Below are 24908 nucleotides of genomic sequence, written 5' to 3'. Positions count from 1 at the left end.
AATATCGAATAAAATAGTAAGGGAAGATGCGAAGGAGGGTTACATATGTCTGAAGAAATGAACTATGCAGAACAAACGTTTAACGAGGGTGATATCGTCAAAGGTATTGCAGAGCAAGTTGATGAAAAGGCAGTATCTGTATCAATTCCAGGTGCACCATTTGATGGTATTGTCCCAATCAGTGAATTATCAAGCTTGCACATTGAGAAAGCTTCTGATGTCATCTCTGTTGGGGATGAGTTAGATTTGATGATTACAAAGGTTGAGGAAGAAAATTTTGTCCTATCAAAACGTAAAGTGGATGCTTTAAAAGCATGGGATACACTTGAGCAACAATTTACCGCAGGAGAAATTTTCGAAGCGGAAGTGAAGGATATTGTTAAAGGTGGTCTTGTCGTAGATTTAGGTGTACGTGGCTTTGTACCAGCATCGCTTGTAGAAGACTACTTTGTTGATGATTTTGAAGGCTATAAAGGCAAAACATTAAGCTTTAAAATTGTTGAGCTTGATAAAGAAAAGAATCGCCTAATTTTATCTCATCGCGCAGTAGTGGAATCAGAAAAAGCTTCACAAAAGCAAAATGTTATTAATCAAATTAAGGCTGGCGATGTTTTAGATGGTAAAGTACAGCGTTTAGCATCGTTTGGAGCATTTATTGACCTTGGTGGTATCGATGGGCTTGTCCACATTTCACAAGTGTCTCATGAGCATGTAAGCGATGTGAGTGAGGTTTTATCAGAAGGACAAGGTGTAACTGTAAAAGTTCTATCTGTTGATCCAGCAAATGAACGCATTTCATTATCAATCAAAGAAACGATCCCTGGACCTTGGTCTAATATCGAAGAACGTGCAGCTAAAGGTGCTATTTTAGACGGGAAAGTGAAACGTCTTACTTCTTTCGGCGCATTTGTGGAAGTTTTCCCAGGTGTTGAAGGATTAGTGCACATTTCGCAAATCGCTCACAAACATATCAATACACCACATGAAGCATTAAAAGAAGGACAAGAAGTGCAAGTGAAAGTCCTTGATGTCAATGCTGAAGACGGTCGATTAGCGCTAAGCATTAAAGAATTACTGGAAAATCCTGATGCAGAAGAAGTGATCGACTACGAATTACCTGAAGAAAACACAGGCTTCTCATTCGGAGACGTAATTGGCGATCAATTAAAAAACTTTAAATAAGAAGAACGCGAGGATACAAGATTGTATCCTCGTTTTTTTGTTGGAGTGTTGAGATAGGATTTGCAAAGTGATAGATGAAATGGGTGAAGACTTATAAAGTGCGGATAGGATTCAAAAAGTGGTGGATAGACAAAGCAAAGTGACGGATAGAACTCAAAAAGTGGCGGATAGAACGCGCAAAGTGACGGATAGAACTCAAAAAGTGACGGATAGAACGCGCAAAGTGACGGGTAGAACTCAAAAAGTGACGGATAGAACGCGCAAAGTGACGGATAGAATCCCAAAAGTGACGGATAGAACCCGCAAAGTGATGGATACAACTCGCAAAGTAACGGGAAGGAAGTTATAAATGGTAGATACATCTTACAAGGTGATGGTGAGGTAGCGAAGCGGGATAAACCTCCAATAGTGAGGGATAGAAGCATCGAAGAAGGAGCAGATACAAAAAGTGACGGATAAAGCATGCAAAGTGACGGATAGAATCCCGAAAGTGACGGATACAACTCCAAAAGTGACGGATACAGCCCGCAATATAACGAAAAAGCCTGCCAATTGATAGAATTTAAAACCTTCCACTCACGCACTCAAAACACATCATAAAATCGCGAAAATAAATCGTTTGGATTGGTAAAGCCATACATAGCGTTCTACTTTATGGATATGATATGATATAATGGCATTTTTCGTGTATAATAGCGAAAGACAAGAAGTTGGAAGGATGAAGTACAGATGACGAAACCAGTAGTAGCCATCGTAGGTCGTCCGAACGTAGGTAAGTCGACGATTTTTAACCGTATCGTTGGAGAGCGTGTGTCTATTGTGGAAGATATCCCAGGCGTAACACGTGATCGTATTTATAGTTCGGCAGAGTGGTTAACACACGATTTTAATATTATTGATACAGGTGGGATTGAAATTGGGGACGAGCCGTTTTTAGAGCAAATTCGTCAACAAGCTGAAATCGCCATTGATGAAGCAGACGTTATTATTTTTATGACTAATGGTCGTGAAGGGGTAACAGCAGCCGATGAGCAAGTAGCTAAAATTTTATACAAAACTAAGAAACCCGTTGTACTAGCAGTCAATAAAATCGATAATCCTGATATGCGTGAAATGATTTATGATTTTTATGCATTGGGCTTCGGTGAGCCTTGGCCAATTTCTGGCTCTCACGGGTTAGGTTTAGGGGATTTATTAGACGAATGTGCGAAACATTTCCCGCAAGAAGATGAAGAGCAGTACGGAGATGATGTAATTAAATTCTCATTAATCGGTCGTCCGAATGTGGGGAAATCATCTTTAGTGAATGCTTTCTTAGGTCAAGATCGAGTAATTGTTAGTGATATTGCGGGTACGACACGTGATGCAATTGACACACCTTATGCGTATGATGATCAGGAATATGTCATTATTGATACTGCCGGTATGCGTAAAAAAGGGAAAATCTATGAGACGACCGAGAAATATTCTGTTTTGCGTGCGTTACGTGCGATTGAACGTTCAGACGTTGTGTTAGTGGTTATGAATGCGGAAGAAGGTATTCAGGAGCAAGATAAGAAAATTGCTGGGTATGCACATGAAGCCGGAAAAGCAGTTGTGATTGTTGTCAATAAATGGGATGCTATCGAGAAAGACGAAAAAACGATGAATGTTTTTACGCAGCAAATTCGTGAGCATTTCCTATTTTTAGACTATGCACCGATAATTTTCGTTTCGGCTAATACGAAACAGCGTGTTCATCAAATTTTACCGATTATCCAACGTGTTAGTGAGAATCATGCGATGCGTATTCAATCTTCTATTTTAAATGAAGTCATAGAAGATTCTGTAGCACGTAATCCTGCGCCAACCGATAAAGGTCGCCGTTTACGTATTTACTACGCTACACAGGTTGCAATTAAACCACCAACGTTTGTGGTATTTGTTAATGAACCTGAGCTTATGCACTTCTCTTATGAACGTTTCTTAGAAAATCGTATTCGTGAAACATTCGACTTTGAAGGAACGCCGATTCGTTTAATTACACGTGCTCGTGCTTAAAGTTATCGTCATACACATACAATACGCCAACCCGACACAATTGTTGGGTGGCGTCTTTTTACAAGAAAATAAAGTAGTGTAGACAACCCACAATAAGGGAGGATTTTTTTTATGGAAAAAGTTTGTGTGTTAGGGGCAGGCTCTTGGGGGTCTGCGCTGGCAATGGTACTGGCGGAAAATGGCCATGATACGCTTGTATGGACACATCGAGCTGAACAGGCAGAAGAAATCAACCGTATGCATACCAATAAAAAATATTTACCTGAAACGGTCTTGCCAACAAATTTACATGCTACGAGTGATATTGCAAAGGCAGCAACACATGCTGAAACAATCGTTGTAGCTGTGCCGACAAAAGCAATTCGTGAGGTTTGTGAAAAATTGACGGCTGAATTAACTAAAAAAGTTTTATTTGTACATGTTTCAAAAGGAATTGAGCCTGACTCTTTAAAGCGAATTTCTGAAATATTAGCAGAGAGCTTACCTGCTGAAAAAGTGGATGAAATTGTAGTGCTTTCAGGGCCTAGTCATGCTGAGGAAGTAGTCCTTCATCATCCTACAACCGTTACAGCTGCATGTGCGGACATAGATGCTGCTGAAAAAGTACAGGATTTATTTATGAATCAATTTTTCCGTGTTTATACAAATGACGATGTGATTGGTGTAGAAATTGGTGGGGCATTGAAAAATGTTATCGCTTTAGCTGCAGGCATTACCGATGGCTTGAATTATGGGGATAACGCGAAAGCCGCATTAATTACACGAGGACTTGCGGAGATTACTCGTTTAGGGGTAAAAATGGGTGGTAATCCATTTACGTTCTCAGGGCTTACAGGCATGGGTGATTTGATTGTGACGTGTACAAGCGTTCACTCAAGAAACTGGCGAGCAGGTAATATGTTAGGACAGGGCATGAAGTTACAAGAGGTTCTCGATCAAATGGGGATGGTTGTAGAGGGTGTACGTACGACAAAGGCTGCCTATCAATTAGCAGAAAAGTATGGTGTGGCAATGCCTATTTCTACAGAGCTTTATAGTGTACTCTTTAATGAGGTAGAGCCGAAAGTGGCAGTAGACGCACTTATGATGCGCATGAAGAAACGTGAAATTGACGAGATGAAGCATTAATATTATTTTTATGATTAAATTTGTCATGAAACGGACATAAATAAGGTGTCTCGGTGAATCTACTGAGACACCTTATTATGTGCTAGTAAATGAATAGTTAAAGCATTTTAAAAGGTTGTCCATTTCTTGATAGTTATGGGACAACTATTTCTTTTTAACAAAGGCACATAGTATAATATACTTTGATTGTGTCTTGACATAGAAAGAAAGGTGGTTATTTGAAATGGGCCCGTTAGCTCATATGCCTGCTTTGGATGTAATGTGGGTATCGTTTTATTGTATAGGCTTTATGATAATATCAGTCGGCTTAATTTATTTAGCTCGTAACAAGATTTCGAATGTATTTTTACGAACAATCGTAAATTTATGTGCATACATACTGTTTGGACTTGGCACATTTTTAATGGTACTTATTGTTGCCACATGGCCAGCATAATAAATAACGAGGTGTTAGTAACATGAAAAAACTAAGTACTTTTCTGGTGGTAATTGCAACCGCCATATTGTTAGTCGGGTGTGCGTACCCAGAAGACGAGAAAAGGGCGAAGGTTACGCCTGATGTGGACCAACTAGCAGCTGTACAGCGTGCTGTTAATGAATACCGTGAAGCAACTGGTGGGCTAGTACCCATTAAAAATAGCGAATTAGATACAGATTTATATATCAAGTATTTAATTGATTTTGAAAAGCTTATGCCGAAGTATTTGTCGACGATCCCTGGAAATGCCTATGAAAAAGGCGGTATATATCAGTATATTATTTGGGATCCTGAGCATGAAGCGACCGTTAAACTAGTAGATTTAAATGCTGCAGAGCGCATTCGCGAAATAGGAATTCGGAAACTATCTACACAATATTTACCAATAACAGGTTCATCATCTGATAATGTATACCAAATTAATTATAAGGATTTGGGCTATAAAACTGAGGTTACTGTGAAAAGTCCCTATTCAGGCGTCGAATTACCGCTCTTTATGACTGGTGACGGTGAATTGCATGTAGATTATTCCATTGATTTAGGACAACTTCTAAAAGAAGACAAGCCGGATGTCAAACCGGGGGATGATATTCGCCAATTACTTGTCGATAAATTTCCTGTAGTTCCTGCCTACTCTGTTCCGTATACAGTGGACGAGAAGGGTGAGCCAGTTTATGATATGGTCACGTATAAGGCAGATGTCAAGAAGGCTCAAGAACGACAAAAACAAGAGGCAGAAGCCGCCAAGAAAAAAGAAGAATAATCAACAAGCTCCTTACATTTGTAAGGGGCTTTTTCATATTTGTCTACAAGCTCGCATATAGTGAAAAAGCGTAGATAAAGGAGGCAGAAACCTTGAGTGAAGCAGTATTTAGAGAAATTGCAGAGCGAACAAATGGCGATGTTTATATTGGTGTTGTCGGTCCAGTACGTGTAGGTAAATCAACATTTGTAAAAAAGGTAATGGAATCCGTCGTGTTACCAAACATTGTGGATGAAACAGAAAGAATGCGAGCACAGGATGAGTTGCCACAAAGTTCTCCGGGGCCAGTCATTATGACTGCTGAGCCGAAGTTTGTGCCTGCCCAAGCAACCCGTATTGTGGTCGGTGACGATGAAATGCCATTTCAAATTCGATTAGCAGATTGTGTAGGTTACATTATCGAAGGAACAAAAGGCTATGAAGATGAAAATGGTCCAAAATTTGTTCATACTCCTTGGCATACAGAGCCTATTCCGTTCCAAGAAGCAGCGAAAATAGGTACGGATAAAGTAATTCGCGATCATGCGAATATTGGAATTGTAGTGACAACTGATGGAACGGTTAACGGTATTAGTCGTCGAGCTGCTGAGAGGGCAGAAGAAGAGATTGTTGAGCAACTAAAGGAAATTGGCAAGCCTTTTGTCATTCTACTTAATTGCCAAATGCCAGCTAGAGAAGAAACTGTTCAACTGCGCAATGAGTTGTTTGAACGTTATAATGTTCCCGTTATCGCCATTGCAATTGATCAAATGAGAGAAACTGATATTCAGTATATTTTACAAGAGGCGTTATTTGAATTCCCAATCCGTACGATAGAGGTGGAGAAGCCAGATTGGTTAGATGTGTTAGATGCCTCACATCCATTAAATGTTGCATTGATTGATTCGATGGAAGAAGTACTTTCTTCTGTTATGAAAATTAGAGATGTGCAACAAGCATCCGATGCTTTTAAAGCTATTGATTTTATTGATCAAAGTGAAGTAGTCCATGTAGATGCTGGTATTGGCACAGCTGTAATTCGTGTGTCCTTACAGGGTGAACTATATAAATCGGTTTGTAATGAGTGGTTAGAAGAACCGATCGAGACGAAAAAAGATTGGCTACTGTTTATTAAAGAAGCAGCAGAGGCAAAAGAAGCTCAAAAACGCTTTAAAAGTGCCATTCATGATGCGGATACGACAGGCTATGGTGTTACATTACCAATGATGCAGGAATTTGAGCCAACAGCCCCAGAATTAATTAAGCAAAATAATTTCTTTGGTGTACGAATGAAAGCGAAGGCGCCATCTTATCATATTATTCGTGTCGATATGGATTCAGAATTTGCCCCGTTAATCGGCTCTGAGTTCCATAGTCAGCAACTTTTAAAAGATTTGAACCATGCTTATTTACATGATCGTGATGCTCTATGGAATACCCAACTTTTTGGAACACCATTACATGAAGTATTGAAAGAAGGTATTCGATATAAAATGGATGCAGTTCCAAATACAGCCAAAAAACGGATGCGTCAAACGATCGAACGTATGGTAAACGAAGGTGATCGAGGGTTAGTAACATTTATTTTATAGTGATAAAAAATAAAAATAAGTGTAAAAAATAGGAAAAAGGCTTTTCGTTTTTATGCGAAAAGTCCTTTTTTTTGATTTTTTGGGTGAAAAACTGATTTTTTGGTTATAATCATGAATGAATACAGTTGCGTAGCGGTTTTCTATGTGTTACTCTTTTTACAGAATTGGTTCATGACCCTTTGAGAGGAGGTGAATGGTGTGAATAAAACAGAATTAGTAAACTCTGTTGCTGAAGCTGCAGGTCTTTCTAAAAAAGACGCTTCTAAAGCAGTTGAAGCTGTATTTGATACAATTCAAGATGCTCTTGCAAAGGGTGACAAAGTACAATTAATTGGTTTTGGTAACTTCGAAGTACGTGAACGTGCGGCTCGTAAAGGTCGTAACCCACAAACTGGTAAAGAAATCGAAATCGCTGCTAGCAAGGTACCTGCTTTCAAACCAGGTAAAGCGCTTAAAGACGCAGTAAAATAATACTCGTCTAGTAGTTACATAGAGCAGTCTTCATGTGAACAACATGAAGACTGCTCTTTTTAACTTCAAGTTGACTATACATAATGATAATAAAAGCTAGATTTGCTAACTTGCAGCAATTTTTTTGTGAAACAAGTAAGTCATTTTGCGCTTACCTTTTGGATGTGCTACGATGCATAGGGAAATGTGTAATGTTTTGATACGCAGGAGGTTTTTTCGAATGTCGAATATAGATTTATTGAAAATAGAAGAAGCAGTAAAAATGATTTTAGAGGCGGTAGGTGAAGACGTAAATCGAGAAGGTTTATTAGATACACCAAAACGTGTCGCAAAAATGTATGCTGAGATGTTTAGTGGCTTACATGAAGATGCCAAAGACTATTTTAGAACAGTGTTCCACGAGGATCATGAAGAATTGGTTCTTGTTAAAGATATTCCTTTTTATTCGATGTGTGAGCATCATCTAGTTCCGTTCTATGGAAAAGCACATGTCGCTTACATACCAAATGACGGCATTGTTGCAGGACTAAGCAAATTAGGGCGTGCAGTAGAAACAATTGCTCGTCGACCACAGTTGCAAGAACGTATTACATCTTCAGTCGCTGATACCATTATGGAAATGCTCGCACCAAAAGGAGTTTATGTGGTGATTGAGGCTGAGCATATGTGTATGACTATGCGAGGGCTGAAAAAACCAGGCTCTAAGACAGTAACATCTGTAGCTCGTGGTGTTTATGAGCAAGATGAAGTGAAGCGTAGAGAAGTTCTATCATTTATTCAAATGTCTTAAATTGCTTGTCTAATTATGTTATGATGAACTAAGAATTTGTCGGATTTAAGGAGTGTACAAGAATGTCACAAGATTATATTGTTATTCAAGCTGAAGAAGATGGTGTACATGTCATTGGTTTAACGCGTGGAACAGATACAAAGTTCCATCATTCTGAAAAATTAGATGCCGGCGAAGTTATGATTGCTCAATTTACAGAACACACTTCTGCGATGAAGATTCGAGGGAAAGCACAGATTCATACAGCACATGGTGTGATTCATAGCGAAGCAAAAAAATAATAAATAGACAAGATATGGTTTCATCATAGTTTTTATCCCGTGCCATTTAGGCACATATAAAAGAGTGAGATGTGAAAAACTAATTATATGGGCAGTAGCATTCCCTTTACATGGGAAAGCTCTACTGCCTATCCTCTTGAAGAAAGCAAAATTTTTTTATTCCGCATCGTTGCGTATGCTATAATGACTCAGTAAGCAAACGTTAAGCCTTCAATAGGATTAACGTATTTGAAAGTGAAATGGAGTAAGGTCTATGAATGCAACATACATTCAAAATTCAATTGCCCAGTTAAAAACAGAGATTTTCATGGATGTTCGTCATAGAACTTTGCAAAAATACACAGGAATGCCTGTGTTAGATGAAAATCAATTGTTTTATTTGTTAGTCCCGTTTTTGAATGGTGAAGAGTGGCAACAAGAGCAACAAGAGGCTGCCATTACTGTAGGCATTGTGTATGCGGCATTGGCGGCACATGATCACATAAAAGAATTAGATGCTACTTCTAAAGAACAGCAGCTTACAGTATTAGCTGGGGATTTTTATAGTGGTCGTTATTACGAAATATTAGCGATGTCTGGAAATGTCGCATTGATACGAAATTTGTCACAAGGAATTGTGGCACGATGTGAAAACCAGATAAAGGTGTACGAGACCGAACAAAGAACAATCGAGCAATGGTATGCTTCGATGTGCAATATTGAATCAGGATTAATTGCTCAGTTTTTCGAGCTTTATTCCTTTAGTGAATATATACCGTTGATGGAAAAAAGTTTATTGATCTTACGTTTAGAAAAAGAAATGGCAGCTTATCAACGTGGACAAACGTCCTTAATAGGTAAGGCACTTGAAGAAAGTGTTCAACGTCATGGTACTACTTTTAATAGCGTCATCAAGGAAAAAATAGTGCATTTAAAAATAGAGCTGTCGAAGATGGTGGAGAGTGCATCATTTTTACAAAGTGATGTGAAACGAGCTTTACATGCACATGTAGAGGCTTCTATTGCTTCTACTAACGGATAAGAGAGGTTTTTCAAAATGGCTAAAACGAAAGCAGAGCATGTTCATGAAGTATTTGAGAGTATCTCGGATAATTATGACAAAATGAACGGTGTTATTAGTTTCCAAATGCATATTGGTTGGCGTAACGATACGATGAAACACATGGCTGTCAAACCTGGATCAAAGGCATTGGATGTTTGCTGTGGTACAGCAGATTGGACGATTGCATTGGCTGAGGCAGTTGGAGAAAGTGGAGAAGTAAAAGGACTCGACTTTAGTCAAAACATGCTTAAAGTTGGCGAACAAAAAGTACAATCATATCCACAAATTGAACTGATTCATGGAAATGCTATGGAATTACCTTTCCCAGATGATACGTTTGATTATGTGACAATTGGCTTTGGTCTACGCAATGTACCAGATTATTTGCAAGTCTTAAAGGAAATGCACCGTGTCGTTAAACCAGGTGGAATGGTTGTTTGTTTAGAAACATCTCAATCTGAAATTCCTGGTTACCGTCAATTATTCCGTTTTTATTTTAAATTTATAATGCCGATATTTGGTAAAATATTTGCGAAAAGTTACAAGGAGTATTCTTGGCTTCAAGAATCTGCGAATGATTTCCCAGGTATGAAAAAGTTAGCGGCATTGTTTGAGCAGGCAGGATTAGAAAAAGTATCGTACAAAGCATACAGTGGCGGGGCTGCGGCAATGCATATAGGCTTTAAAAAGATACGTTAATGGGGGAAGGTTTTCACACGTGGAAAAGATGAAGTTAAAACTACTCTATTCCGATTTGAAATCAGATATCGATATCATTGAACGAGAGTTAGAAAATGCGGTGGACTCATCTTCATATTTGATCAACGATGCTTCTCTCCATTTATTACAAGCTGGTGGCAAACGTATACGACCAATTTTTGTATTACTAGGTGCAAAATTTGGTGAATATGACATTGAGAAGATGAAGGATGTTGCAGTTCCTTTAGAGCTCATTCATATGGCATCACTTGTCCATGATGATGTTATTGATGATTCCAATATGCGAAGAGGACGCCCAACTGTCAAAGCGCAATGGAATAACCGAGTAGCAATGTACACGGGCGATTTTATTTTTGCACGTGCTCTCGAATATATTACAAAAATAGAAGACCCACTAGTTCATCAAATTTTAGCACGTACCATGGTTGAGATTTGTAACGGTGAAGTTATTCAAATTGAAGATAAATTTAGACTTGATCAAGGTTTAAAGGATTATTTTAGAAGAATCAAACGCAAAACAGCTCTACTCATTTCCTCTAGTTGTGAGCTAGGGGCTGTTGCGGCAGGCGTTGATGCTAAAACTGTACGTCATTTAAAACGCTTCGGCTACTTTGTGGGCATGAGCTTCCAAATTATCGACGATGTGTTAGATATTATGGCAACAGATAAGGAGCTAGGAAAGCCAGCAGGTAGTGATTTATTACAAGGCAATATTACCTTACCGATTCTCTTGTTAAAGGATGACCCGGAGATGCAACCATTCTTGGTAAAAGTATTTGCCGGTACATTAACAGAAGCCGAACGTCAAAATATGTTGCAGTATGTGCGTAAATCTCATGCAATTGAGCAAGCTAATCGTATGAGTGATAAATATTTGAAAAAGGCTTTACAAGAAATAGATGCTTTGCCAAAACATCCCGTAAAGAAAAAGCTACGTGATGTCGCATTGTTTATGGGTAAGCGCAAATTCTAGCTTTTTGTTGTACAAAGCCTCATTTTTTGTTAATATTTATCGGTAGGTGTAAAACCTGTTAGAAGAATTTAAGGAGTGTTTTAAACATGGCAATTGAACAAACTTTTTTAATGGTTAAGCCAGATGGCGTTGAGCGTCAAGTAGTTGGAGACATCGTTGATCGTTTTGAGCGTCGCGGTTTTGTAATGAAAGGTGCTAAATTAATGGTAATTTCAAAAGATTTAGCAGAAAAGCACTATGCTGAGCATGCTGAGCGTCCATTCTTTGGTGAACTAGTTGATTTCATCACTTCTGGTCCTGTATTCGCTATGGTATGGGAAGGCGAAAACGTAATTAAACTTGCACGTACAATGATGGGTGCAACAAAGCCTGAGGAATCTAACCCAGGTACAATCCGTGGTGACTACGCAACAACTGTTTCTCACAACATCATCCACGGTTCAGACTCTCTTGCTTCTGCAGAGCGCGAAATCGCTTTATTCTTCGGTGAAGATTTAGTTTAATTTGCGAATAGATTAGGCAATCTCAATATAATTGAGATTGCTTTTTTTTTTGCTTAAAAATGGAGATGGCTAGTAGGATATCAGTTGTTTAGATGGGCCAGTCAACTTAGTGAATCATCTATTTCTATAACCATATGGAATTGTTAAAAACTTCTTGTTCATGTACAATAAATGCTATAATATTCTGATAATTAAGTGAGGAATATATTAATAGTCTTGTCAATAAACTGTGAAGGATGACGAGGAAAAGGGGCAATGGAGATGAGAGAAGTGGTGATTGTTGCGGCTGTGCGAACGGCTGTGGGGCGAAGTAAGGGAGTATTAAGTCATGTTCGAGCGGATGATATGGCAGCCGATGTGTTGCAGGAGGCTGTACAGCGGGCAGGCATAAATAAGGAACAAGTGGATGATGTCATTCTAGGCTGTGTGACGCAGACTGCAGAGCAGGGAGGAAATATGGCGCGGACAGCCCTGTTAATGGCTGGATTTCCTGATAGTGTGCCAGGTGTGACCATTGACCGTCAATGTGGGTCAAGCCAGCAAGCCGTGCATTTCGCTGCACAAGCTATATTAGCGGGGGATATGGATATAGTAATTGCTGGCGGTGTGGAAAGTATGTCTAGAGTGCCTATGGGAGCTAACATGAAAAATGCTCATTTAGGTAATCGCTTACAGGGAAATTATAATATTATACATCAAGGACTATCAGCAGAGAAAATAGCCGAAAAATGGTCCTTATCAAAAGAGCAGCTTAATAGTTATGCCTACGAGAGTCATCAACGAGCACTAGCTGCCATTGAAGCAGGGTCTTTCAAAGACGAAATTCTACCTATTGAAGTCATTCAAGAAGATGGCACTGTCGCAACAATTGTTAAGGATGAGGGACCTCGTGCTGAAACTACGGTTGACATTTTAAATGGTTTAAAAACTGTTTTTCAAGAGGATGGCGTCATTACGGCGGGTAATGCTAGTCAGATGAGTGATGGGGCATCAGCAGTAGTGGTAATGGCATTGGATAAGGCACAGGAACTTGGGATTCAGCCACTCGCTAAAATTATCACAAGAGTTGTTGTAGGTTCTGACCCGACATTGATGTTAACGGGACCAATCGAAGCAACTCGAAGGGCGTTAGAGCGATCTGGCTTGAACATAGAGGATATTGATACGTATGAGGTCAATGAAGCCTTTGCACCTGTGCCTCTTGTGTGGTTGCAGGAAATTGGTGGGGACCCAAAGAAGCTCAATCCAGATGGCGGAGCAATTGCACTAGGACACCCATTAGGTGCTACCGGAACAAAATTGTTAACGACTTTGCTCTATCGCATGGAACGAGAAAATTACCGGTACGGCTTACTAGCTATTTGTGAAGGTATGGGGATGGCTAATGCTACGATTATTGAAAAAATGTAAAGGGGGGATGTGCAATGAGGAAGCATGAAGTAGTTGCAGTTGTAACAGGTGGGGCATCTGGTTTAGGAGAGGCGACTGTTCGTCACATCGTTGAACAAGGTGGCAAATCCATCATCTTTGATGTGAATGATGAAAGAGGACAAGCTCTAGTAGAGGAATTAGGGGAAAGTGCAATTTATGTACGAGTAGATGTAACAAAGGAGGAAGATATAGCAACAGGTCTTGAGCAAGCCATAGCAGCATTTGGCCCTATAAATGTAGCGGTGAACTGTGCAGGAATTGCAGATGCGAGCAAAGTAATTTCCAAGCGGGGAATTCATACGCTTAGTTTATTTGAAAAAATAATAACGGTTAATTTAATCGGTACATTCAATGTCATCCGTCTAGTAGCTGAGAAAATGCAGTGTAATGAGCCAAACGAGGATGGGCAGCGCGGCGTTATTATTAATACGGCGTCCGTAGCAGCATTTGACGGACAAATTGGACAGGCTGCCTATAGTGCGTCAAAGGGTGGCGTAGCAGCCATGACATTGCCAATTGCACGCGAGCTTGCGGAGTTTGGTGTGCGTGTGATGACTATTGCACCTGGTTTAGTTGAAACGCCTATGTTTGCATCTTTACCTGAGCCTGCAAGGGCGGCTCTTGCACAAATGACACCATTCCCTAAACGACTCGGCAAGCCATCCGAATATGCACTTCTGGTAGAAAGCATTATCCAAAATGGTTTGTTAAATGGTGAGGTCATTCGTTTGGATGGAGCCATTCGGATGCAGCCTAAGTAAATCTTTTTAATTGTAGCAGCAGTCAGCCTCGGTGTTTCGAAAATTTGTCAGCGAAGGGGAGCGGTAACATGCATATGATGGATACGCCTTTAATATTAACAAGTTTTTTGAATCGAGCAGAACGATTTTTTCAGTCAAAGAAAATATATTCCCGAACAAGCGCTACAACTATTCATGAATTTACGTATAAAGAATATGTCAAACGAACACGTCAATTAGCGGATGCCCTTACAAAATTAGGTATGCACCAGGGCACGAAGGTTGGGACATTTGCTTGGAATCATCATCGTCATTTGGAAGCCTATTTTGCTGTACCATGTGCAGGAGCAGTCCTGCATATGATCAATATACGACTAGCACCAGAGCATATTGTCTATGTTATCAATCATGCGGAGGATGAAATATTATTAATTGACGACAATTTAGTACCCCTTATCGCACCATTTGTTTCACAGTTAAAAACGGTTAAGCACATTATTATTATGGGAGATGCTGTGGCACTAGAATCAATACCCATTCCAAATGCTTTGTCCTATGAAGCACTAATTGCAGATGCCAATGAGCATTTCACATTTCCAGATGATTTAGATGAAAATACACCTGCTGGCATGTGTTATACGAGTGCAACGACTGGTATGCCGAAGGGCGTAGTTTATACACATCGCAGTATCGTCCTTCACAGTTTAACTGCTGGGCTTGCAGATAGTATTGCCATTTGTGAGTCAGATGTTGTACTACCTGTTGTACCTATGTTTCATGCCAATGCGTGGGGCTTCCCCTTTGCTAGTGTAGCCTTTGGTGCTACTCAGGTATTACCAGGGCCTATGTTTACGCCTCAGCTTTTACTTGAGCTTTTTGACGTGTATAAAGTAACCTTGACGGCAGGTGTACCTACTATTTGGCTCGGTGTTTTACAGGAGCAACGTCAACACCCTCGTGACCTATCGTCAATGCGATTAATTGTTTGTGGCGGATCTGCCTCACCTATTGGTCTTGTAAGAGGCTTCGAGGAGGAGCTGAAGATTCCTTATATGACTGGGTATGGGATGACGGAGACCTCTCCACTTGTAAGCTTATCAACGTATTTAACCCATATGCAGGACTACACGGCTGATGAAAAAATGCATGTTCGCATTACCCAAGGGATGACCATGCCCCTTCTTGAAACTCGTGTTGTGAATGAAAATGGCGAGGTCCCATGGGATGGCGAAACAATGGGAGAGCTAACGATACGGGGTCCATGGATCGCAAATGAGTACTATCAAGATGAGCGTACAGATGAAGCCTTTAAGGATGGTTGGCTTTATACAGGGGATATTGCGGTAATGACGCCAGACGGCTATATAAAAATTACCGATCGTACAAAAGATTTAATTAAGAGCGGTGGTGAATGGATTTCGTCAGTTGAGTTAGAAAATGCTTTAATGTCTCATCCAAAAGTCTTTGAAGCTGCTGTGATTGCTATCCCACATGAAAAATGGCTAGAACGTCCTTTGGCATGTGTAGTGCCAAAGCCAGAGTATAAGGATTCCATTTCTAAAGAGGAGCTCATCGAAAATTTACAAGCACAATTCCATAAAACATGGATTCCGGATGATATTGTTTTCATTCAGGAAGTACCAAAAACATCTGTAGGCAAATTTTTGAAGGCGAAATTACGAGAAGATTTAAAAGATTATCGTGTACAAGTTTAGTCAATTAGCTAGAATGAAGGTAGTGAAAAGCTACCTTCATTTTTTAATTGAAATAAATTCCTGAAAAGTGAAACTATTTTTTCCATTTTGCCGTATAATTTGAATAACGAAAGGAAGTGGACGTATTGTCAATTGCGATTGTAGCGATTATTGGTGGGGTTATTATTTCTTTAGCTGGGATTTTCACAGATTCTCGTACGAGACAGCAAAAAATTAAATTAAAGGCTATCGAAAAAGAAGTGGAATTAGAAAAACTTCGATTAGAAACCTATACGATTGAAACGGAAAAAATGCGCCTTGAATTAGAACAGTCTAAGGTGCTACTATTAGAGGAAAAACAAAACTCAAGCAAGTAGATGGGTATACATGAGAAAGACTATTTCAGGATTGTCTCTTTTCCGCTATAATGAAACTACGACGCTAGAGGGGAAGATGACCATATGTCTGATTATGTACAGTTTATAGAAGGTATCAAGCGCAAAACAGGAATAGATTTAGCGTTATATAAAGAAGCGCAAATGAAAAGACGATTAACCTCACTTTATGAAAAAAAAGGTTATCGAAATTTTGTTGACTTTCTAAAGGCACTTGAACAAGATCGTGATTTAATGAATGAGTTTTTAGATCGTATGACGATTAATGTTTCTGAATTTTATCGTAATGGCAAGCGTTGGGACGTATTGCAAAAGAAAATATTACCTAAGCTATTACAAACAAATAAGCGTTTAAAAATTTGGAGTGCTGCTTGTTCAACAGGAGAGGAGCCGTATTCATTAGTAATGGTCTTATCTCAATTAGTGCCTTTATCTCAAATTCAAATTATTGCTACTGATTTAGATGAAAATGTCATTCAAAAAGCGAAATTAGGTGTCTATCCAGAACGCTCATTAGCAGAAGTGCCAAATGACATTAAAGCTAAATATTTTGAACAAGAGGGGTCCTTCTACCGTGTGAAGGATGAAATTAAGCGTTGTGTGACCTTTAAAAAACAAAATTTGCTTAATGATACCTATGATAGCAATTATGATTTAATAGTTTGCCGCAATGTAATGATCTATTTCACGGAAGATGCCAAAGATCAAATTTATAACGATTTTAGTAAAGCCTTACGCAAGGATGGCATACTATTTGTAGGATCGACAGAGCAAATTTTTAATCCATCTCGTTACGAATTTGAAGTAGAGGATACATTCTTCTATCGAAAAAATAGTTAATAATATGAATGAAAAGCTTTGTACAAATGACTGGTTTCATCATGTACATATAGTAACTAAAGCATTAACATAGATAATTCGTACGCTTTTCGCTTATCCTAAGCAAAGGCGTATTTTTTATAAATTTTAGCACTTCACTTCAGTAGTGTAGTAAGGTTTTATGCAAGTCGTTCAGAATATTCGCATTTAGATTATGTAAATAGAATGAACTTAAAAGACATTTGCAAAAGGACTGTTTTTTTAAAGAATATATGTTATAGTGAAAAATACATACTTTAGCGAGTTGAAGGGAGAAAGCGTTTATGCGTTACTTAACAGCGGGTGAGTCACACGGCCCCCAACTAACAACTATTATTGAAGGTTTACCGTCACTCTTACCCATTACAGCAGAAAAAATTAATCACGATTTAAAACGACGTCAAGGAGGTCATGGACGTGGTCGACGCATGCAAATCGAAACAGATACAGTAGAGATTGTCTCAGGGGTTCGTCATGGACAAACACTTGGATCACCTGTCGCACTAGTTGTAACCAATGATGATTGGAAGCATTGGACAAAAATTATGGGTGCTGAGCCATTAGCAGAAGATGTGAATCCTGAGGATATCAAACGTCAAATTTCACGACCTCGTCCAGGCCATGCGGATTTAGTTGGTGGCATGAAATACGGACACCGTGATTTGCGAAATGTATTAGAGCGTTCTTCAGCTCGTGAAACAACTGTACGTGTAGCGGTCGGCTCCGTGGCGAAGGCTTTATTAAATGAATTAGGTATTTCCATTGTTGCACATGTTACGGAGATTGTTGGAATTAAGGCTGATACATCTTTAGTGGAAGGGAAAACAGTCGATGAAATTCGTGCCATCGTAGAAACGGATCCTTGCTATTGTGTAGATCCTGTCGCTTCTGCCAAAATGGTAGAAGCGATTGACGAAGCCAAAAAAGCTGGCGATTCTATCGGCGGTGTTGTTGAAGTCATTGTGGAAGGTATGCCAGCAGGTATCGGGTCTTATGTACACTATGATCGTAAGCTCGATGCTAAGCTGGCAGCGGCAATGCTATCTATCAATGCATTTAAAGGTGTTGAGTTTGGACTTGGTTTCGAGATGGCACGTCGTAAAGGCTCAGAAGTTCATGATGAAATTATTTGGACTGAAGAAGAAGGCTATACACGTGCGACTAATCGACTTGGTGGCTTAGAGGGTGGTATGTCTACTGGTATGCCTATTGTTGTACGCGGTGTAATGAAGCCAATCCCTACATTATATAAACCATTACAAAGTGTGGATATCGAAACAAAAGAGCCATTTAAAGCAAGCGTTGAACGTTCTGACAGCTGTGCGGTACCAGCAGCATCAGTAGTAGCTGAGCATGTTATTGCCTGGGAAATAGCGAATGTTATTTTGGAGCAATTCCATAGTGATCAATTACCACAACTAAAAGCTCAAATTGATGAACATCGTCAATATACGAAGGGGTTCTAATTTATGCGTGTTCCAGTTGCAACAAAATCACATCATTATGAGGTTGTACTTGGCCATCGATTTCTAACTAAAGCTATTCAAACATTTGCGGATCAGCTAAAAAAAGCAGATAAACTGTTTGTCTTTACAGATGCTCATGTATGGGAGGCACAGGGAGACTATTTCCAGGCAAATTTCCCATATGATTTTGAAGTGTTTATTTTGCCTGGTGGTGAAGCATGCAAAACCTTCGAGCAATATAATGCAGCTCAAACTTTTTTACTAGAGCAAAAATGCTCGCGGAAATCATTTATTTTTGCTTTTGGTGGCGGGGCTGTTGGAGATTTAACGGGGTTTGTTGCAGCAACCTATATGCGTGGAGTTCCATTTATTCAAATTCCAACGACTATTTTGGCGCATGATTCAGCAGTAGGTGGGAAGACCGCTATTAATCATCCATTAGGAAAGAATATGATTGGTGCATTTTATCAGCCAGAAGGCGTTATTTACGATACAGTTTTCTCTGAAACCCTACCTGTACGCGAGATCCGTTCAGGAACAGCTGAGTTAATCAAACATGCGATGATTTCTGATCCAGCATGGTTAGAGGAATTAATGGCAGCAGATTCTGTTATACATTTTAATCAGCAGGAATTAGTAAGTCAGTTAAAAAAAGGGATTGAGGTTAAGGCAAAAATTGTAGCCGAGGATGAAACAGAGCAATCTGTTCGAAAGTTTTTAAACCTGGGCCATACATATGGACATGCGATCGAAGCGGCTGCAGGCTACGGCAAAGTAGCTCATGGTGAGGCAGTCATGATTGGCCTTGTGTATTGCTTATTATTGAGTGAACGTTATGGGGAGCTTAATCGTTCGTTTACTAAAGGGTTTTTACAATTTGCAGTTAAAAACGGCTATCCTTTTGAGGCTGTTAAAAACTATACATTTGAACAATTAACAAGCTATTTAATGAAAGATAAAAAAGCGGAATATGGCATTTTACAATTTGTTTTATTAGAAAAAATTGGTAAACCGTTTGTGCGGGCAATTGATTTAGAAGAATGCCAAGAAGTAGATGCCGAATATAGACAGTTATTAGCGGAGGTGCTTGTATGATTCGTGGACTTAGAGGGGCAATTACAATTGAATCTGACAAGCCGGAGCTTGTATGGGATGAGACAGCAAGATTGGTGCGTGAGGTTGTGGCAGCAAATAAAGTAGAAATAGATGATATTGCTTCTATTTTAATTTCTACTACGCCGGATATTACCTCAGCATTTCCTGCTCGTGCAGTACGCTTGATGGAAGGATGGCAATATGTTCCAGTGATGTGTACACATGAAATGGATGTGCCGAATGCTCTACCATTATGTATTCGAGTATTAATTCATGCAAATGTAGAGGTAGCACAAAAAGACGTGAAGCACTTGTATCTCAATGATGCAGTGAAATTAAGACCAGATTTAGCACAAGCTAAATAAGTAGAGGAGATGTTTTAGATGAAGTGGAAACAACAATTGGACGGTATGCAAGCGTATAAACCAGGAAAACCAATTGAAGAAGTGCAACGTGAATATGGCTTAAAAGAAGTGATTAAATTGGCATCAAATGAAAATCCATTTGGATGCTCACCTAAGGTGACAGCATATTTACAAAATAATGCAGTGAATCATGCCCTTTATCCAGATGGCTATGCACAAAATTTACGCACAGCTGTTGCAAATCATCTAGGCGTTCAAGAGACACAGCTTCTGTTTGGTAACGGCTCTGACGATATCATTGCTATTATTACTCGTGCATTGTTGTATCCAGGGGTAAATACCATCATGGCTGACCTATCATTCTCCCAATACTGGCATAATGCTGAAATAGAAGGTGCTGAAATACGTAAAATTGCTTGTGTAGACGGTGCACATGATCTAGATGCAATGGCAGCTGCAATTGATGATCGAACAGCTGTCGTATGGGTATGTAGTCCGAATAATCCTACTGGTGTTGTAATTCCAGATACGGCTTTACGTGCCTTCCTTGCCAAGGTACCAAATGATGTACTTGTGGTATTAGATGAAGCGTACATTGAATACGTGACACATCCTGAACATAAGGATACGCTACCAATCATCGATCAATATCCAAATGTTCTTTTATTACGTACATTCTCTAAAGCATATGGTTTGGCATCGTTCCGAGTTGGCTATGCGATTGGGCAGCCAACTGTCATTGAAAAGCTTGATCCGGTCAGAGGTCCGTTTAATAATACGAGCTTAAGCCAAGCTGTAGCAGCTATTGCACTAAGCGATCAGGAATATATAGAAGCATGTCGTGAAGCAAATGAAACTGGTAAAAAGCAATATGTTGAATTCTGTGAAAAGCATCATTTAAAATACTTCCCATCTGATACGAACTTTATTTTCTTTGATACAAAGGCTGATAGTGATGTCATTTTCCAAGAGCTTATGAAAAAGGGCTTTATTGTGCGCAGTGGTAATGCTTTAGGATTACCAGGATTTATCCGTGTTACAATCGGTACTGAAGCCCAAAATGCAGCATTGCTAGTTCAACTTGACAATGTATTAAAAGAGCAAGGAGTATTTGCATGACACGCAATGTGCTCGTTATTGGGCTAGGATTGATCGGTGGTTCCATCGCCCTTGCCTTACAGAAGGCACCAGACACAAAGATTATTGGCTATGACATGGATGCTCAAACGCGTGAGCATGCACAAGCATTAAATATTGTACATGACACTGTGACGGATCCACAGGCAATTGCAGGTGATGTCGACATCATTATTTTCGGTACACCAGTTAATGCAACGCTTGAATGGATGGAGCAATTAAAATCATGGCCATTAAAAAATAAAGTCATCGTAACAGATACAGGAAGTACAAAAAAATTAATTATGCAAAAAGCTGGTGAACTACGTGAACTTGGCATTACGTTTATTGGTGGACATCCAATGGCGGGTTCACATAAAAGTGGCGTATTAGCCGCAAAGGCGCATCTTTTTGAAAATGCATACTATATGCTTACACCGCTTGCTGGTGAAGAAATTGTTCATATGGCACAGTTGGAAAGCATCTTAAAATTCACACATGCAAAAGTGGTGAGTGTTTCTGCAAATGAGCATGACCATATGACAGCTGTGGTGAGTCATTTCCCACATGTCATTGCAGCCTCACTTGTGCATCAATTAGGAGGGGAGAATGGGGAATACCCTATGACTCGCTCCCTTGCCGCGGGTGGTTTCCGTGATGTCACGCGTATAGCTTCTTCCAACCCGGTTTTATGGCGCGATATCACTTTACAAAATCGTGATGAGCTACTGACTCAGCTAGAAGGCTGGGAAAAAGAAATGGGCCGAATTAAGGAATTACTGACGAACGGAACTTCTCGGGATATTGAAGACTATTTTTCTATTGCCAAAGAACTGAGGGATGAATTACCAATTAGCGCAGGAGCTATGTATACAGCGTTTGACTTATACGTAGATGTTCCAGACTATCCAGGTGTCATTTCGGAGGTAACAGGTTTGCTGGCTGATGAGGCAATAAGTATTACAAATTTAAGAATTGTCGAGTCAAGAGAGGATGTTTTCGGTATTTTGGTCATTAGTTTCCAAAGCGAAAATGACCGTGAACGTGCCGCAGCATGTATTCAGAAACGTGCCAATTTTGAAACGTATATTTCATAGAAAAAGAAAGCGTCGGCTTTACGGCGCTTTCTGTCTTCATATTGGAGGGAAAAAATAATGAGTGAAAAAGTTTTACAATACAATAAGCCATCTTTACAGGGATCACTAACTGTTCCAGGCGATAAATCGGTCTCTCACCGTTCTGTGATGTTTGGTTCCATTGCTACTGGGACAACAACAGTAGAAGGCTTTTTACTTGGGGAAGATTGTTTAAGTACCATTGATTGCTTCCAGAAGCTTGGTGTGCATATTGAGGTGGAAGGAACGAATGTAACGATAGAAAGTCCAGGGATGAATAGCTGGCAGGAGCCTACAGAGGTGTTGTATACAGGTAACTCTGGTACAACTACGCGTTTAATGCTTGGAATTTTAGCAGGCTCTACAGTTCATTCAGTCATGACAGGGGATGCATCAATTGGCAAGCGACCAATGCGACGCGTCATTGATCCACTGCGTCAAATGGGAGCCCATATTACGGGACGTGCAGACGGTCAGTATACTCCATTAGCCATTCAAGGTACAAAACTACAGGCCATTGATTACAAAATGCCAGTAGCAAGTGCTCAAGTTAAATCTGCTATATTACTCGCAGGCTTGCGTGCTGAGGGTACAACGATTGTTAGAGAAACAGAAGTGTCAAGAGATCATAGTGAACGAATGCTGCGTCAATTTGGTGCGGATGTCGAAGTGAAGGATGGAGTCGTTTCATTAGAGGGTGGACAAACATTAAGTGGGACCCATGTTTCTGTACCAGGGGACATCTCATCAGCAGCCTTTTTCTTAGTGGCAGGGGCAATTTGCAATACTAGTCAATTAACACTTGAAAATGTTGGTGTTAATCCAACGCGTGATGGAATTATCGAGGTTCTTTCAAAAATGGGCGCAACGATGACAGTGATCCCAAATGATGATCGTCAAGCTGAACCGACAGCGACCATTGAAATTCAAACATCTACTTTATCTGGTACAACAATCGAGGGAGAGTTGATTCCTCGTTTAATTGATGAAATACCAATCCTTGCTTTACTTGCTACACAGGCACACGGTCAAACGATTATTAAAGATGCCGAAGAGTTAAAAGTAAAGGAAACAGATCGCATTACAGCAGTTGTAACTGAATTAAAAAAACTGGGTGCTAACATCGAAGCAACAAATGATGGTATGATTATTGAAGGGCCAACACCATTGAAGGGTGCAAGCCTCAAAACATATGGCGATCATCGAATTGGCATGATGGGTGCTGTGGCTGCTTTAATTACCGAAGGCTCAGTTACTTTAGATGATGCACAGTGTATTGCTGTATCGTATCCTTCCTTCTTTGAACATATTGAGGCAGTAAGGTAGCAATTGAAGATTGACTCTCCAAGTTTTTGGGGAGTTTTTTCTTGTTTCGGTGGTAAATGTTTTGTAGCATAAAGGTATCAAAGAAAGAATAGGTGAATGACTGTGAACAATGCGATGACTGAAATGATGCAAGCACTTGAACAGGGAGACTTAGCATTAATAGATCAGCTACTTGAAACATTTTTAGTGAAGGAGCTACCCGAGGAAATTTACGCACTTGCAGAAATTTTTATGCAATATGGGTACATGAAAGAAGCTGACCGCGTTCTGGAGCATTTACAATTTTTATTCCCAGAAGAGGCACAGTTAAAAATAGATCGTGCAAATGTTTTAATGGAGCTTGGTGATGAAGATGAAGCATTAAATTTATTGCTTGAAATTGAAGAAGCCTCACCAGAATATCCTCAAGCATTATTAGTTTTAGCTGATTATTATCAGATGCAGGGGTTATTTGAAGTAGCTGAAATACGTATAAATGAAGCACTAGCAATTTTACCAGACGAGCCATTACTGCATTTTGCCAAAGCCGAGCTGTTATTTGAAACAGGTCGTTTTTTAGAAGCTGCAAGATTGTATGAAGAATTATATGAACAACAAGCTGAATTTGCTGGTATTCATCTTGTGGAGCGTTTGGCGGAGGTTTATCGCGCCGGGGCTGCCTACGAAACGGCATTGGATTACTATTTAAAGGCCCTTGACGATGAGGTAAAACCGGATATTTTATTTGGTGCTGCGTATTCAGCCTTCCAATCCCAAAAATACGAGATGGCTATTAAACAATTAGAGGAATTGAAAGAGTTAGATCCTGATTACTTCTCAGCTTACTTATTGCTAGCAGAAAGCTATGCGATGACAGAGGAAAATCAAAAAGCCTATGCGGCAATCCAAGAGGGATTAAAACGCGATGAATATGATAAAACACTCTATTTATTTGCTGGGAAAATGGCATTGAAAAATAGTTTGCCAGTAGATGCAGAGCAATATTTACGAGAAGCAATAGCGTTAGATCCTGAATATATGGAAGCCGTATTAGCACTTATTTCTGTGTTAGGTCAACAAGAACGGAATGAAGATGTTATCGAATTATTTGAGACTCTACAGCAAAATGATTTTGAATGGAGCACGTTATACCCATTTGCGGCGGAGGCATATGAAAATTTAGAATTGTACGACCGTGCATACGAATTTTACCGTTTGGCATATAATGATTTTAAGGAAGACGCAACATTTTTAGAAAAATATGTGTACTTTTTATTAGAGGAAGGAAAACGTTCAGAGGCGAAAGTGGTTCTTGAACAATTAATGAACATTCAACCAGGTGAACCAGAATGGCAAGAGAAGTTAGAAGCCTTAGAATTTGAGTAA

The 24908-nt window shown here is 39.6% G+C and carries 26 protein-coding genes; all 26 read left to right on the top strand.

Annotation, left to right across the window (positions count from 1 at the left end):
- The first annotated feature begins 45 nt into the window (after positions 1-45).
- Positions 46-1182 carry a 30S ribosomal protein S1 gene (gene rpsA, locus AC07YC_RS00915; protein WP_336634090.1) on the top strand — a complete coding sequence of 379 codons (1137 nt, stop codon included), beginning with the start codon at positions 46-48 and terminating at the stop codon, positions 1180-1182.
- Positions 1183-1321: 139 nt separating this feature from the next.
- A complete protein-coding gene (locus tag AC07YC_RS00910; RefSeq protein ID WP_494918120.1) occupies positions 1322-1531 on the top strand; it encodes a hypothetical protein in 210 nt (69 codons plus the stop codon).
- A 380-nt stretch (positions 1532-1911) separates the two neighbouring features.
- Positions 1912-3222: a ribosome biogenesis GTPase Der gene (gene der, locus AC07YC_RS00905; protein WP_494918118.1), complete on the top strand. Its 1311-nt coding sequence runs from the start codon at positions 1912-1914 to the stop codon at positions 3220-3222.
- A 111-nt stretch (positions 3223-3333) separates the two neighbouring features.
- On the top strand, positions 3334-4350 hold the full coding sequence (locus AC07YC_RS00900; protein WP_036124568.1) for an NAD(P)H-dependent glycerol-3-phosphate dehydrogenase: 1017 nt from the start codon (positions 3334-3336) through the stop codon (positions 4348-4350).
- 223 nt (positions 4351-4573) lie between these two features.
- A complete protein-coding gene (locus tag AC07YC_RS00895) occupies positions 4574-4786 on the top strand; it encodes a DUF2768 domain-containing protein (RefSeq protein ID WP_008180416.1) in 213 nt (70 codons plus the stop codon).
- A 22-nt stretch (positions 4787-4808) separates the two neighbouring features.
- Positions 4809-5591, top strand: coding sequence for a YphF family lipoprotein (locus tag AC07YC_RS00890; RefSeq protein ID WP_336634085.1), 783 nt, complete (start codon positions 4809-4811; stop codon positions 5589-5591).
- Between the two features lie 92 nt (positions 5592-5683).
- Positions 5684-7162, top strand: a complete 1479-nt coding sequence (gene spoIVA, locus AC07YC_RS00885; protein ID WP_008180413.1) for a stage IV sporulation protein A — start codon at positions 5684-5686, stop codon at positions 7160-7162.
- A 198-nt stretch (positions 7163-7360) separates the two neighbouring features.
- Complete coding sequence (locus tag AC07YC_RS00880) at positions 7361-7633, top strand: HU family DNA-binding protein (RefSeq protein WP_004232618.1); 273 nt, start codon at positions 7361-7363, stop codon at positions 7631-7633.
- Between the two features lie 220 nt (positions 7634-7853).
- Positions 7854-8423, top strand: a complete 570-nt coding sequence (gene folE / locus AC07YC_RS00875; RefSeq protein ID WP_008180410.1) for a GTP cyclohydrolase I FolE — start codon at positions 7854-7856, stop codon at positions 8421-8423.
- Between the two features lie 62 nt (positions 8424-8485).
- Positions 8486-8704: a trp RNA-binding attenuation protein MtrB gene (mtrB, locus tag AC07YC_RS00870; RefSeq protein WP_008180408.1), complete on the top strand. Its 219-nt coding sequence runs from the start codon at positions 8486-8488 to the stop codon at positions 8702-8704.
- A gap of 253 nt (positions 8705-8957) precedes the next feature.
- Entirely contained in the window at positions 8958-9725 is a 768-nt protein-coding gene (locus tag AC07YC_RS00865; protein ID WP_336634084.1) for a heptaprenyl diphosphate synthase component 1, read from the top strand.
- Between the two features lie 15 nt (positions 9726-9740).
- Positions 9741-10445: a demethylmenaquinone methyltransferase gene (locus tag AC07YC_RS00860; protein WP_402790583.1), complete on the top strand. Its 705-nt coding sequence runs from the start codon at positions 9741-9743 to the stop codon at positions 10443-10445.
- Positions 10446-10464: 19 nt separating this feature from the next.
- On the top strand, positions 10465-11439 hold the full coding sequence (hepT, locus tag AC07YC_RS00855) for a heptaprenyl diphosphate synthase component II (RefSeq protein ID WP_036124578.1): 975 nt from the start codon (positions 10465-10467) through the stop codon (positions 11437-11439).
- Between the two features lie 86 nt (positions 11440-11525).
- Positions 11526-11942 carry a nucleoside-diphosphate kinase gene (ndk, locus tag AC07YC_RS00850; RefSeq protein ID WP_008180402.1) on the top strand — a complete coding sequence of 139 codons (417 nt, stop codon included), beginning with the start codon at positions 11526-11528 and terminating at the stop codon, positions 11940-11942.
- A 261-nt stretch (positions 11943-12203) separates the two neighbouring features.
- Entirely contained in the window at positions 12204-13352 is a 1149-nt protein-coding gene (locus tag AC07YC_RS00845; protein WP_494918116.1) for a thiolase family protein, read from the top strand.
- Positions 13353-13366: 14 nt separating this feature from the next.
- Entirely contained in the window at positions 13367-14134 is a 768-nt protein-coding gene (locus AC07YC_RS00840; protein ID WP_494918115.1) for a 3-hydroxyacyl-CoA dehydrogenase, read from the top strand.
- Positions 14135-14202: 68 nt separating this feature from the next.
- The gene (locus tag AC07YC_RS00835) at positions 14203-15828 is read left to right on the top strand and encodes a long-chain fatty acid--CoA ligase (RefSeq protein ID WP_336634079.1); all 1626 of its coding nucleotides are present in this window, start codon (positions 14203-14205) and stop codon (positions 15826-15828) included.
- A 125-nt stretch (positions 15829-15953) separates the two neighbouring features.
- A complete protein-coding gene (locus AC07YC_RS00830) occupies positions 15954-16184 on the top strand; it encodes a hypothetical protein (RefSeq protein ID WP_008180398.1) in 231 nt (76 codons plus the stop codon).
- Between the two features lie 84 nt (positions 16185-16268).
- Entirely contained in the window at positions 16269-17042 is a 774-nt protein-coding gene (locus AC07YC_RS00825) for a CheR family methyltransferase (RefSeq protein ID WP_494918114.1), read from the top strand.
- A 302-nt stretch (positions 17043-17344) separates the two neighbouring features.
- Entirely contained in the window at positions 17345-18526 is a 1182-nt protein-coding gene (gene aroC / locus AC07YC_RS00820; protein ID WP_494918113.1) for a chorismate synthase, read from the top strand.
- 3 nt (positions 18527-18529) lie between these two features.
- Positions 18530-19621, top strand: a complete 1092-nt coding sequence (gene aroB / locus AC07YC_RS00815; RefSeq protein WP_494918111.1) for a 3-dehydroquinate synthase — start codon at positions 18530-18532, stop codon at positions 19619-19621.
- A complete protein-coding gene (gene aroH / locus AC07YC_RS00810) occupies positions 19618-19986 on the top strand; it encodes a chorismate mutase (RefSeq protein ID WP_336634075.1) in 369 nt (122 codons plus the stop codon). The genes aroB and aroH overlap by 4 nt, the downstream gene beginning before the upstream one ends.
- Positions 19987-20004: 18 nt before the next feature.
- Positions 20005-21105: a histidinol-phosphate transaminase gene (gene hisC / locus AC07YC_RS00805; RefSeq protein WP_494918110.1), complete on the top strand. Its 1101-nt coding sequence runs from the start codon at positions 20005-20007 to the stop codon at positions 21103-21105.
- Positions 21102-22199 carry a prephenate dehydrogenase gene (locus AC07YC_RS00800; RefSeq protein WP_336634073.1) on the top strand — a complete coding sequence of 366 codons (1098 nt, stop codon included), beginning with the start codon at positions 21102-21104 and terminating at the stop codon, positions 22197-22199. Before hisC ends, AC07YC_RS00800 begins: the two co-directional genes overlap by 4 nt.
- A 57-nt stretch (positions 22200-22256) precedes the next feature.
- Positions 22257-23543, top strand: coding sequence for a 3-phosphoshikimate 1-carboxyvinyltransferase (aroA, locus tag AC07YC_RS00795; protein ID WP_494918109.1), 1287 nt, complete (start codon positions 22257-22259; stop codon positions 23541-23543).
- Positions 23544-23639: 96 nt separating this feature from the next.
- Positions 23640-24908 carry a tetratricopeptide repeat protein gene (locus tag AC07YC_RS00790; protein WP_089986588.1) on the top strand — a complete coding sequence of 423 codons (1269 nt, stop codon included), beginning with the start codon at positions 23640-23642 and terminating at the stop codon, positions 24906-24908.

Source organism: Lysinibacillus sp. GW247-5R2A (genome assembly GCF_059424475.1).
This window is presented reverse-complemented; position numbering and strand designations above follow the sequence as displayed.